Origin of the sequence: Lutimaribacter degradans, from assembly GCF_023703375.1 — a bacterium.
Lineage (GTDB): Bacteria > Pseudomonadota > Alphaproteobacteria > Rhodobacterales > Rhodobacteraceae > Lutimaribacter > Lutimaribacter degradans.
In genome coordinates this window covers 308,350-320,679 of sequence record NZ_JAMQGO010000001.1, presented here as the reverse complement: position 1 = coordinate 320,679, position 12,330 = coordinate 308,350, and the positions used below count along the sequence as shown (strand labels likewise).

Below are 12,330 nucleotides of genomic sequence, written 5' to 3'. Positions count from 1 at the left end.
CAAAATGTCGCGGAATGTCAAACCCAACGGCGTGTTTTGCGCTCGTACCGTGCGAAATCTGCCCGGAATTTACGCCGCAGGCGGTTTTCCTCGGGTATTATGAAGCGACGCTCGATGGTCCAGACGAAAATCGGCAACAGCGGCAGCGCCAGAACCGAATCCCAGCGCAGGATCAATCCGGCCAGAACCAGCAGGTCGCCAAGATAGATCGGGTTGCGCGTGCGGCTGAAAATGCCGCTGGTCACCAGGCGGTCGGCCTCCTGGTGGGGAAGGATGGTGGTGCGCTGGCGGCGCATCTCGTAGACCGCCAGCAACATCAGCAGAACACCCGCCCCTACCAGCAGACCGCCCGAAAAATCGGCCCAGCCCTGGCCAAAGGACAGGTCCAACGGGTAATAGGCGCCCTGCAACCAGGCCAGCAGCAGTGCCGCCGCCAGCCAGACGGGCGGCAGATCGATCCATTGTTTCAGACCCATCTGCGACACCCTGTTGCGCGAAAAGGGCCACCAGGCCCGACAGGCGCGTTTATTCCCATTCCATCTCCTCGTACACGCGGCCGGCATTCTTGGTGGCCAGTTCTTCGAAGGTATCCATGTATTCCCAGCGTGACTGGTCCACGTAATACGCATCGGCCAGATCGCCACCCTCGTCGATATGCGCGCCGATCTTCTCGCGCAGGTCGCGCAGATAGTCGACCGTGCCACGGGTCACCATCGCCATCGTGGTTGGATGGCCATGACCGGGGATCACGTAGGTCGGATTCAGCGCGGCAAAGGGCCCTTCGAAAGTTTCGATCCAGGCATCGGTGTCGGTTTCGGGAAAGATCGGTGGCATGCGTTCGTGAAAGGCGATGTCACCCGCGATCATCACGCTTTGCCCAGGCAGCCACACCTGCGTGTCGCCAGGGTCGTGCGACGGGCCAAGGTACATGACCTCGATCGTCATGTCGCCCATCTCGACGACCTCCTTGTCCTCGAAGGACAGGTTGGGAACGGCGATGGTCGTGCCCTCGGCCTTGTCGCGGTTGTAACCTTCCATGCCTTGCAGGATGAAATCGGCATCGCCCTCGAACGCCGCGATGGCATCGACATGGGCCAGGATATCGACCCCCTGCTCGGCCCAGTAGGAATTGCCCAGCATCGCGTGGCCCTGGCCGTTCTCGTTGATCACCAGCTTTACCGGCTGGTCGGTCACGGTCTTGATCTCGTCATGCAGCGCCTTGGCCAGGCGATAGGAGGCGCCGCCATTGATCACCACAACACCGTCGCCCGTGACCAGGAAGGACAGGTTGTTGTTGTGCCCCGAGTTTTCATAGGTCGGCGGCGCGGTGGCACCGATGGCCGACCAGACACCCGGGTAGAATTCGACCGGTTTGTTATACAGCTCGGATTGCGGATACTTGTCGGCAATATCCTCATGCGCCTGCACCATCGTCGCGCCCAGCAACGCCGCCGCGGCAACACATGTCGTGAATCGCACCATGTTGTCCTCCCAAATCAATGCGGTGACAAATTCACAGATGCGAATACAAAAGTAAAGCTGGCGTGTGCCGCCGCATACCGACGCAACGGCGCGGCTTGTGTCCCAGCGCACAACCGATACCCTGCCCGCAGCTTTGCAACAGGAGGAACCACCCGATGAGCCTAGAGGGAAAACACGCGCTGGTGACGGGCGGCGGCACCGGCATCGGCCTTGCCGTCGCACGCGCGCTGGCCGAACAGGGCGTGCAGGTCACGATAACCGGCCGCCGCCAGCAAGTGCTGGACGAGGTCGCGGGCGGTGGCCTGCACGGGTTGGCGATGGATGTCACCGACGAAGACCAGGTGCGCAGCGTGATCGACGCTGCCGTTGAGGCGCGCGGCCCCTTGCAGATCATCGTGGCCAATGCCGGCATCGCCGAGGGCCGCAAGCTGCACAAATCCGATACCGAGTTCTGGCGCCGCATCATGGCTACCAACCTGGATGGCGCGTTCTTCACCATCCGCGAAGGGATGCGCTCGATGCTGGGCACCGACTGGGGCCGGGTTCTGGCCATCAGTTCCATCGCCGGGGTGCGTGGCCTGCCGGGCGGCGGGGCCTACTCGGCCTCGAAACACGGCGTGATCGGGATGATGCGCTCGCTGGGCGAGGATTTTCTGGGGCAACCCTACACCTTCAACTCGATCTGCCCGGGCTATGTCGATACCGACATCATCACCCGCAATGTAGACGCCATCAAGAACCGGGCCGGCATCAGCGCCGAAGAGGCCAAACAGGTCATGGTGCAATCCAACCGACACAACCGTCTGATCGCCCCCGAAGAGGTAGCCGCCGCCGCGCTTTGGCTGTGCATGCCCGGATCGGAAAGCGTGAATGGCCAGGAAATCATGATCGCCGGCGGCCAGGTCGTGGGTGCATAGCCAGCCACTCTGAAAGGGCGCCGGCAATCAGCGCCGCGCGCCCGCTCGGAGCCCGGAAATTTCTGGACTCCGAAACCGTCTCCGGATACGGAGGACAACAAATACTTCAAGCCTAAAATAAGGCGTGACCGGAGCACGACATGACCGATTTTTCCGCCACGAAGGCCCGCTTTCATTTGCCCGACGGCGTGATCTATCTTGATGGCAACTCGCTGGGGCCGCTGCCGCTGGGTGCGCAAGAGCGCATGGCCAGCGTGATGCAGGACGAATGGGGCGAGATGCTGATCACCGGCTGGAACAAGGCCGGTTGGATGGATCAGCCCACCCGTGTGGGCGACCGCATCGCGCGGCTGATCGGCGCGCAGCCCGGCCACGTAGTGATGGGCGACACGCTGTCGATCAAGGTTTACCAGGCGCTGGCCTCGGCCGTTGCGATGAACCCGGGGCGCAAGGTGATCCTGTCGGACAGCGGCAATTTTCCGTCCGATCTTTACATGGCCGAAGGGCTGATCCGGTTCCTGGGCCAGGGGCACGAGCTGCGCGTGGTCGCCCCCGAGGAGGTCGAGGACAACATAACCGACGAAGTGGCGGTGACCCTGATCACCGAGGTCGATTACCGCACGGGCCGGATGCATGACATGAAGGCCCTGACCGCCAAGGCCCACGCAAATGGCGTGATCACCGTGTGGGATCTGGCCCATACCGCCGGCGCCACGCCCGTTGACCTGGTCGGGGCCGATGCCGATTTCGCGGTGGGCTGCACCTACAAGTATCTCAATGGCGGGCCCGGCGCGCCGGCCTTCATCTACGTCAACCCGCGCCACGCCGATGCCGCGTTGCCAGCTCTTTCGGGCTGGTTGGGGCATGACGCGCCGTTCGCCTTCGAACAATCCTATCGCCCCGGCCCGGGGATCGAGCGGATGCGCGTGGGCACGCCCCCCGTGCTGGCGCTGGCCGCGCTGGATGCCGCGCTCGCTATCTGGGACATGACCGATATGCAGGCCGTGCGCGCCAGGTCACTGGAACTGACCGAGCGGTTCATCGCCGGAGTCGAGGCCGCCTGCCCGATGCTGACGCTTATCACCCCGCGCGACGGTGCCCGGCGCGGCAGCCAGGTCTCGTTCGAATTCGCCGATGGATACGCCGCCATCCAGGCACTGATCGCGCGCGGCGTGATCGGCGATTTCCGCGCGCCCGACATCATGCGTTTCGGCTTTACGCCGCTCTACATCGACGAAAGCGACGTGGACGCCGCGACAGACATCATCGCCGACGTGATGACAAACCGGCTGTGGGACAAGCCCGAATACAAGACCCGCGCCAAGGTGACCTGATGCAACGCGGCGGCACATATCACCTCCCACTGTGCCAGCCGGCGGGCTGGGTGGCGTTGTGGCGACGCATGGCCGCGATTTCCTGCCTGAACACGTAACGCGCGCGCCAAGGCCCGCGTTAACATTCAGAACAGGAGATACCAGATGACCGACCCCTACGACCCCGCTGCCGAAGGCGCCCAGATGCAATTCGACGGGCGCATGTCCTACGGCGATTACCTGCATCTCGACAGCGTTCTGTCGGCCCAGCAGACCTGGACCGACACCCATGACGAGATGCTGTTCATCATCCAGCACCAGACATCCGAACTGTGGATGAAACTCGCCATCCACGAAATCGCCGCCGCGCGGCGCGCGCTGGCGGCGGGCGATACGCGCCCGGCCTTCAAGATGCTGGCGCGGGTGGCGCGCATCTTCGAACAGCTCAACAACGCGTGGGACGTGCTGCGCACCATGACACCCAGCGATTATACCGCCTTCCGCGATGCATTGGGGCAAAGCTCGGGCTTTCAGTCCTACCAATATCGCCAGATCGAATTCATGCTGGGCAATCGCAACAAGGCAATGCTGCGCCCGCATGAGCACCGCCCCGAGATCGTGCAGATGCTGACGGACGAGTTGGCGCAGCCCTCGCTTTATGACGTGGCGCTGCAATTGCTCAACGAGTCGATCCCGCTGCCGGACGCGGTGCTCAACCGTGACCTTGCGCGCCCGTGGACGCCCGACCCGGCGGTGACACAGGCGTGGGCACAGGTCTATCGCGCGCCAAAGGCATATTGGGAACTGTACGAACTGGCCGAGAAGCTGGTGGATTTCGAGGATTACTTCCGCCGCTGGCGCTTCAACCACGTGACCACCGTCGAACGGGTGATCGGGTTCAAGCGTGGCACGGGCGGCACCGGCGGAGTCAGTTACCTGCGCCGGATGCTTGAGGTGGAGCTGTTCCCCGAGCTGTGGCACCTGCGCACCGACCTGTAGAAACGGCGCGCCGGCGGGCAAGCGGCCTTGCATTGTCTTGAACCCGACATTCGGGGATGGGGCGCAGCGCCCCGACCGGCCTAATTGCCAACGGCCAGCGCCCGGCCGAACAGCCGGGCCAGCCGTTCGGCACTGGCGCGATAGGTGCCAGGGTCGGGCCGCCCGGCCTTAAGCCCGTGCAACGCGGTAAGCATCGTTTCCGAAAGCGCCTGCGCGTCGTCGCCGAACGGCGCCAGGTCAACCCGGCCCGCTTCGGCCTCTGCCTCCAGCCAGGCGGCGTGTATCGCGGCCAGCCGAGCCTCCCCGGCCTCGGCCACATCGGCGGCCTGGGCATATTTCGTATCCAGCAATTCCTCGCCATGGGGCGAGGTCAGCAACGCCTCGAACAGTTCACCGGCCTGGGCGGCAAAGGCCGCGGGCAGCGCCTCGGCCACGTCACGCCCCGGGCGCAACTCGGCGCGCACCGACTGTTCGGCGGTGTCGTAATAATGCGCCGCGAGCGAACGAAAGATGTCTTCCTTGTTGCGGAAATGCAGATACAGCGCCGCACGCGACATGCCCGCCCCGCGCGCTATGTCATCCATCGAGGTGCGGCGAAAACCGTAGTTCCGAAACGCCTCGAAAGCCGCACCAAGAATGGCTTGCTGGCGTGGATCGGTCAGGGGGTCGGGGGGCGTTGCGCGGGTCATGGAAATCCGATTGACAGAACGGGTCCAAATTGTCAATTGACACAATGACATTTTCAACTCAAAGTGTCACAAAGCCAAAACCGCAAGGAGTCGCCAATGGCCACCCAACTGACGATCAACGGTGCATCGCATGACGTTGACCTGCCCGAGGATGTGCCCCTGCTGTGGGTGCTGCGTGATGAAATTGGCCTGACCGGCACGAAATTCGGCTGCGGTGTCGCCGCCTGCGGGGCCTGCACCGTGCATATCGACGGGCAGGCCGTGCGCTCGTGCCAGGTGGCACTTGGCGACGTGTGGGGCGATGTCACCACGGTCGAGGGTCTGGGCACACCCGACAGGATGCACGCGCTGCAACAGGCCTGGGTCGAACACCAGGTCGCGCAATGCGGTTACTGCCAGTCGGGCCAGATCATGCAAGCCGCCAGCCTGTTGGCACAAACTCCAAACCCCACCGACCGGCAAATCGACGATGCGATGCAGGGCAACCTGTGTCGTTGCGGCACTTACCCGCGTATCCGTGCCGCCATTCACACTGCCGCCGCCAAGATGGAGGGCTGACCCATGGCAAGCCTTGGAAAAATCGCCCGTCGCACGTTCCTGATCGGGTCGGCCGCCATCGTGGGGGGCGCGGCCTTTGGCGCCTGGTATGTCGGACGCCCCGCGCCCAACCCGCTGATGCCGGGACGGGGCGAGGCGGCGCTGACGCCTTTTGTTCTGGTAACGGACGACGGGGTGACGCTGATCACGCCGCGCGCCGAGATGGGCCAGGGCACCCAGACCACGCTCGCCGCCTTACTGGCCGAGGAGCTGGACCTGGACTGGCAGGATGTACGCGTGGAACACGGCCCGCCCGCCACCGCCTATTACAACGGCGCCCTGATGGGCGAGGCGCTGCCCGGCAAGGGCTATGACCAATCCGATTTCATGCACGGGCTGGCGGAAACCATCGGCAAGGTCGGCAAGGTGTTCGACATGCAGGTAACCGGCGGCTCGACCGCGATGAAAGACGGCTACACCCGGTTGCGGGTCGCCGGTGCAACGGCACGCGAAGCTCTGAAATGGGCCGCCGCCGAAAGGCTGGGCGTTGATGCCGCCGAACTGCGCACCGAGAAAGGCACGGTCATCGCACCCGATGGCACGGTGATCGCCTATACCGACCTGGCGGCCGAGGCCGCCGAGGCGCCCCTGCGCGCGCCCGACCTGCGCGATCCTGCGGACTGGAAATACCTGGGCAAATCCATGCCCCGGCTGGACATGGTTGGAAAGGCCACCGGCACGGCCGCCTTCGGCATCGACGCCCGGCCCGAGGGGCTGCGCTTTGCCGCGCTTCGGATCAACCCCAAACGTGCCGGCATGCGCAGCTTCGACGCCAGCACGGCCGAGGGCATGGCGGGTGTCGAGCGCGTGATCGAGCTGCGCGACGGCGTTGCCGTGGTGGCGCGCAACACCTGGCTGGCGCAACAAGCCGTCGACGCGATCGAGGTGGAATGGGAAGACGCGCCCTATCCCGCCGATACCGACAAGATATTCCAACGCATCGCCGATGCCTTTGACGGCAGCGCCAATTCCACCATGCGCGACGATGGCGATGCTGGCACCCTGCCCGGGGGCGCGACCGAGGTGACGGCCGAATACACCCTGCCCTACCTGGCCCACGCCACTATGGAGCCGATGAACGCCACCGCGCTTTACACCGGCGACACGCTGACCGTGTGGGCCGGCAACCAGGCGCCAACCTTCACCCGCGACCATTGCGCCACCGCCGCCGGGCTGGAGCCCGACCAGGTAACGGTGATCACCCCCTACCTGGGTGGCGGGTTCGGGCGACGGGGCGAACTGGATTTCTCGGTCTATGCCACCCAGGTGGCGGTCGCCATGCAAGGCACGCCCGTGCAACTGACCTGGAGCCGCGAAGAAGACATGCGCCACGATTTCTACCGCCCCGGCGCCATGGCCCGGATGCGCGGCGCGGTGCGCGATGGCACGGCGGTTCTGCTCGATGCGCAGGTGGCCGCGCAATCGACCACGCAGCAGGCCATGGGCCGGTGGCTGGGCATGTCGCCCGGTGGGCCCGACAAGGGGCATGTCGACGGGCTGTTCAACGCGCCCTACGCCATCGCCAACCACCGCGTGCGCGGCTACCTGGCCGATCTGGACGTGCCGGTCGGATTCTGGCGCTCGGTTGGTGCCTCGTTCAATGCATTCTTCCAGGATTGCTTCATGGACGAGATGGCCCATGCGGCGGGGGCCGACCCGCTGGAGTTTCGCCTGGCACTGATGCGCGATGAATATCCCGCAGGGGCCGGCGTGCTCGAGGCGGTGCGCGACATGTCGGGCTGGGCGGGCGAAAAGCCCGGCAACACTGGGCGCGGCGTGGCATTTTCCTACAGTTTTGGCACGCCCGTGGCCCAGGTGGTCGAGGTCGTGGACGAAGACGGGACAATCCGCATTGCCCACGTCTGGATCGCCTGCGACGTGGGCACGGCGCTTGACCCCGGTATCATCGAGGCGCAGATGATCGGCGGCTGCATCTACGGGCTGTCGGCGGCCGTATCTGAAGAGATCACCTTTGCAGAGGGCGAGGCGGAACAGTACAACTTTCCCGACTACGACGCGCTGCGTATGCACAACACGCCCGATTTCACGGTGCAAATACTTGAAAATAATGCGCATCTTGGCGGCGTGGGCGAACCTGGCACACCTCCCGCCGCCCCGGCGCTGGCCAATGCGCTGTTCGATCTGACGGGCACCCGCGCGCGCCGGCTTCCGCTGAATAAGAGCTTCGATCTGCTGGTCTGAAGCGCGCCCGTGGCTGCGAAAGAAGTAGGGGGCAACCGTTCAGGTTGGCCCGTTACTGATATCGCAAGGCGGGCGGTTCTCAGGCGATCCTGGCGGCGAAGGCGTCGATCTCGGTGCTCAGAGCGGCCCAATCGGTGTATTCGCGGTCGTCATGGGGGTTGACCTCTTCGCCCTTTTGCCAGGCGATCCAACGCATGGCGAGGCGTCGAAAGAAATCGTATTTCGTAAAGCGAAAGGCACCCGCCACCTGGCAGGTCTTGCCCGCCTGCCAGCCGGTTCGCGCCTGGAACGCCTGGGCGATGCGATCAAGATCGGCCCATTCGTCGGCGTCATGGCCAGCCGCCGCCAGCGACACCGCCAGAAACAGCGTGCGCCGCGCGGTCAGCGCCTGCGCGTGGCGCAACGCAAAACCCTCGATCGCGTCCTGGTACCGGCCCATATGCACCGAGGCCGCCAATATCGCCGCGTCGCATTCGGGCATATCCTCGGCGCCGGTTTGCAGGTGCAGCAGGGTCGCAGCCTGCCCCCCGGCTTCCAGCCGCTCGGCGCAAAACCGCGCGATCTTTTCGGTCTGGCCCTCGGTGGTGGCATAGGCAATCAGTATCATCGGTGCATCCTCCTGCCCGGCAGAATGACACAAGCCCTGCGCGCGCGCCTTGCGCAGGGTCAAGGCGCGCTTTGGCCAATCAGGCCGTTTTAAGAATCTGCGGCTGGCGCGCCTTGGCCCAGGCGCGCACTGCATCGCCGAAGGCGGTGAAAAGAGGGCGCGATACCGGATCATTGGCGGCATCCCATTCGGGGTGCCACTGCACCGACAGGGTGAAGCCGGGCGCATCCTTGACGTAAACCGCCTCGGGCGTGCCATCGGGCGCGTGCCCCTCGATCACGATGCGGCGGCCCGCGGTCAGGATGCCCTGCCCGTGCAGCGTGTTGGTCATCACCTCGGACGCTCCGAACAGGCGGTGGAAAACGCCGCCCTCGGTCAAGGTGACCTTGTGACGAAGGGCAAATTTTTCCTCTATCGTGCCATCGGGGGGCATACGGTGGTTCTGCCGGCCGGGAATATCGCGGATTTCGGGGTGCAACGTGCCCCCCATGGCCACGTTCACCTCTTGAAAGCCGCGGCAGATGCCCAGAAAGGGTTGGCCGCTTTCGACGCAGGCCCGCACCAGCGGCAGGGTGATCGCGTCGCGGGCGCGGTCGAAATCGCCATGCGCCTCGGTTGGCTCATGGCCGTATTCCGCGGGGTGGACATTGGGCCGCCCGCCGGTCAGCAGAAAGCCGTCGCAGGTTTCCAACAGTTCTTCGACCGACAGAAACCGCGGATCGGCCGGCACGATCAACGGCACGCAATCCGCAACGGTGGCCACCGCCTCGGAATTCATCGTGCCGCCCGCATGGGTCGGGTAAGTATCGTTGATCAGATGTGTATTCCCGATGATTCCGACGACTGGTCTGGTCATGGTGGGCCCGTCCTGCTGCGATTGCGGCCAAGGTATAGCGCGCAAGCCGCCGGGAAAACACCCCCTGTGCCCGTGCACAGCCGCACATCGCCCCTGCCTGCGCCAAATTCGGGCAAACTATTCATCCGCCTGCCGCAAAAATCACGGCAAGCGGGGCGTTTTGCGCGGCGGACGCGCCGATCGGGGCTACCTCTGACAAGCGGCCGCAGCCGCGCGGGGCCTGCCCGCCCCTGTCTCGGGGTCAGCCTGCTGCTTTCAACTCAAGACGCCGGCGGTGCAAAACGGGTTCGGTATAGCCCGAGGGCTGCACGCGCCCCTCGAACACCAGGTCGCAGGCGGCCTTAAAGGCGATGCCGTCAAAACCCGGCCCCATCGGGCGATAGGCCGGGTCGTCCGCGTTCTGGCCATCGACCACGCGGGCCATCTTTTGCATCGCTTCCATCACGCGCTCGCGGCTGACCACACCGTGATGCAGCCAGTTGGCGATGTGCTGACTCGAGATCCGGCAGGTCGCGCGGTCTTCCATCAGGCCCTCGTCGTTGATGTCGGGTACCTTGGAGCAACCGATGCCCTGGTCGACCCAGCGCACCACGTAGCCCAGGATCCCCTGCGCGTTGTTTTCCACCTCGCGCATGATCTGAGCATCGGTCCATTTGCGGTAGCTGGCCAAGGGGATATCCAGCAGCATGTCCAGATGCGCACGCCGCCCGCCGGCCTTCAGCTTGTCCTGAACCGCGAAAACATCGACCTGGTGATAATGCAGCGCGTGCAGCGTGGCGGCCGTGGGGCTGGGCACCCAGGCGCAGGTAGCGCCCGATTTCGGATGCTCGATCTTCTGGTCCAGCATCTCGGCCATGGCGTCGGGCTTGGCCCACATGCCCTTGCCGATCTGCGCGCGGCCCTGAAGGCCACATTCCAGGCCGATATCGACATTCAGGTTTTCATAGGCACCGATCCAGGCCTTGCGCTTGATGAAATCCTTCCGGCTGAAGGGGCCGGCCTCCATGCTGGTGTGGATCTCGTCGCCGGTCCGGTCAAGAAAGCCGGTATTGATGAAACATACGCGCGACCGGGCAGCGCGGATACATTCCTTGAGGTTGGCGCTGGTGCGGCGTTCCTCGTCCATGATGCCCAGTTTCACGGTGTTGCGCGGCAGGCCAAGCGCGTCTTCGACCATGTCGAAGGTTTCGACGGCAAACGCCACCTCTTCGGGGCCGTGCATCTTGGGCTTGACCACGTAGACAGAGCCGGTGACCGAATTGCCGCCATCGCGGGCCAGGTCATGCATGGCGATCAAAGTGGTCACCATCGCATCCATCAACCCCTCGTATACCTCGTCGCCATCACGGGTCAGGATCGCGGGGTTGGTCATCAGGTGGCCCACGTTGCGCACCAGCATCAGCGCCCGCCCTTTCAAGGAGATCTGCCCCTGCCCGTCGGGCGTGGTGAACACCGGGTCATCCGCCAACCGGCGGGTCATCTGCTGGCCGCCCTTCTGGAATGTTTCTTCAAGGTCGCCCTTCATCAGTCCCAGCCAGTTGGCATAGGCGGCGACCTTGTCCTCGGCATCGACGCAGGCCACGGAATCCTCGCAATCCATGATCGCCGACAGGGCGCTTTCCATCCGCATATCGGCCAGGCCCGCCTGGTCGCGGCTGCCTATGGGGTGGGTGCGGTCGAACACCAGTTCCACATGCAACCCGTTATTGATCAGCAACACCGCCGCGGGTGCCTTGGGGTGGCCGCGATAGCCCACGAATTTCGACGGATCGGCCAGCGGCATGTCATCGACCAGCAGCGCGCCCTTTTCAACGTGATAGCGCCGCGCATCCGCGTGGCTGCCCCCCGTGATCGGAAACGCCTGGTCAAGGAACACCCGCGCGCGGGCCACGACGCGCGCGCCGCGCCCCTTGTCATACCCGCCCGAAGGCACAGGCGCCCCCATCACGTCGGTGCCGTAGAAGCAGTCATAAAGGCTACCCCAACGTGCATTCGCGGCATTTAGCGCAAAGCGCGCGTTGGTGATGGGCACCACCAGTTGCGGGCCCGCGACCTTTGCGATCTCGGGGTCGACATTGGCGGTGTCGATCTGGAAATCGTCGCCCTCTTCGACAAGGTATCCGATATCGCGAAGGAACGCGCGATAGGTGTCGGGGTCGCGCGGTTCATTCATGCGCGCCTTATGCCACGTGTCGATCTGGCCCTGAATCTCGGCGCGCTTTTCAAGAAGGCGGGCATTTTCGCGCCCTTGCCCATGCGCGATGTCCGACAGGCCCTTCCAGAAGGCATCGGCACTGACGCCGATTCCGGGCAGCGCTTGGTCGTCGATGAAACTGGCCAGTTCCCTTGCCACTTGCAGGCCGTGCTTTTCGATGCGTTGCGTCATGGAGCCCTCCTGTTGCCGAACGGTTTCAGGATTAGGGCAGAAGTTTCCTATAGGCAACAAAAGCGGTAAAGGTTTTTTACCAATTTCCGCACAGGTCTTTCAATTTTCCCCGAAAAGCGCGGCTTACCCTTTCGGGCTGGTGCCAGGCCGCAAACGGTCGCGTCGGCACCTGTCTGAGCAATATCGCACCTCGTCCCAGACGCGTGCCCATTTCTTGCGCCAGGTAAAGGGTCGGCCGCAACTGGCACAGGTCTTCACCGGCAAATCGCCCTTGCGGCGCAT

General features: G+C 64.3%; 12 protein-coding genes. 5 read left to right on the top strand and 7 right to left on the bottom strand.

Annotated features, from left to right (window positions below):
* Window positions 1-17: 17 nt before the first annotated feature.
* Entirely contained in the window at window positions 18-476 is a 459-nt protein-coding gene (locus M8744_RS01585; protein ID WP_251408353.1) for a methyltransferase family protein, read from the bottom strand.
* Between the two features lie 49 nt (window positions 477-525).
* On the bottom strand, window positions 526-1,482 hold the full coding sequence (locus M8744_RS01580; RefSeq protein ID WP_434481337.1) for an MBL fold metallo-hydrolase: 957 nt from the start codon (window positions 1,480-1,482) through the stop codon (window positions 526-528).
* A gap of 155 nt (window positions 1,483-1,637) precedes the next feature.
* On the opposite strand from M8744_RS01580, the gene M8744_RS01575 reads away from it, so the two are divergent.
* From M8744_RS01575 to kynA, 3 genes are all read left to right on the top strand, one after another.
* The gene (locus tag M8744_RS01575) at window positions 1,638-2,399 is read left to right on the top strand and encodes an SDR family NAD(P)-dependent oxidoreductase (protein WP_251408350.1); all 762 of its coding nucleotides are present in this window, start codon (window positions 1,638-1,640) and stop codon (window positions 2,397-2,399) included.
* Window positions 2,400-2,539: 140 nt separating this feature from the next.
* A complete protein-coding gene (gene kynU, locus M8744_RS01570) occupies window positions 2,540-3,733 on the top strand; it encodes a kynureninase (protein ID WP_251408347.1) in 1,194 nt (397 codons plus the stop codon).
* Between the two features lie 144 nt (window positions 3,734-3,877).
* The gene (gene kynA / locus M8744_RS01565) at window positions 3,878-4,711 is read left to right on the top strand and encodes a tryptophan 2,3-dioxygenase (RefSeq protein WP_251408344.1); all 834 of its coding nucleotides are present in this window, start codon (window positions 3,878-3,880) and stop codon (window positions 4,709-4,711) included.
* 80 nt (window positions 4,712-4,791) lie between these two features.
* On the opposite strand, the gene M8744_RS01560 is transcribed toward kynA, so the two are convergent.
* Complete coding sequence (locus M8744_RS01560) at window positions 4,792-5,400, bottom strand: TetR/AcrR family transcriptional regulator (protein WP_251408341.1); 609 nt, start codon at window positions 5,398-5,400, stop codon at window positions 4,792-4,794.
* A 96-nt stretch (window positions 5,401-5,496) separates the two neighbouring features.
* On the opposite strand from M8744_RS01560, the gene M8744_RS01555 reads away from it, so the two are divergent.
* Window positions 5,497-5,958: a (2Fe-2S)-binding protein gene (locus M8744_RS01555; protein WP_251408338.1), complete on the top strand. Its 462-nt coding sequence runs from the start codon at window positions 5,497-5,499 to the stop codon at window positions 5,956-5,958.
* Between the two features lie 3 nt (window positions 5,959-5,961).
* Window positions 5,962-8,199, top strand: coding sequence for a xanthine dehydrogenase family protein molybdopterin-binding subunit (locus M8744_RS01550; RefSeq protein WP_251408335.1), 2,238 nt, complete (start codon window positions 5,962-5,964; stop codon window positions 8,197-8,199).
* A gap of 79 nt (window positions 8,200-8,278) precedes the next feature.
* On the opposite strand, the gene M8744_RS01545 is transcribed toward M8744_RS01550, so the two are convergent.
* From M8744_RS01545 to M8744_RS01530, 4 genes are all read right to left on the bottom strand, one after another.
* The gene (locus M8744_RS01545) at window positions 8,279-8,806 is read right to left on the bottom strand and encodes a flavodoxin domain-containing protein (protein WP_251408332.1); all 528 of its coding nucleotides are present in this window, start codon (window positions 8,804-8,806) and stop codon (window positions 8,279-8,281) included.
* 79 nt (window positions 8,807-8,885) lie between these two features.
* Window positions 8,886-9,662, bottom strand: coding sequence for a gamma-glutamyl-gamma-aminobutyrate hydrolase family protein (locus M8744_RS01540; RefSeq protein WP_251408329.1), 777 nt, complete (start codon window positions 9,660-9,662; stop codon window positions 8,886-8,888).
* Between the two features lie 241 nt (window positions 9,663-9,903).
* Window positions 9,904-12,048 carry a malate synthase G gene (locus tag M8744_RS01535; protein ID WP_251408326.1) on the bottom strand — a complete coding sequence of 715 codons (2,145 nt, stop codon included), beginning with the start codon at window positions 12,046-12,048 and terminating at the stop codon, window positions 9,904-9,906.
* Window positions 12,049-12,171: 123 nt separating this feature from the next.
* Window positions 12,172-12,330, bottom strand: coding sequence for a DUF2256 domain-containing protein (locus M8744_RS01530; RefSeq protein ID WP_251408323.1), 159 nt, complete (start codon window positions 12,328-12,330; stop codon window positions 12,172-12,174).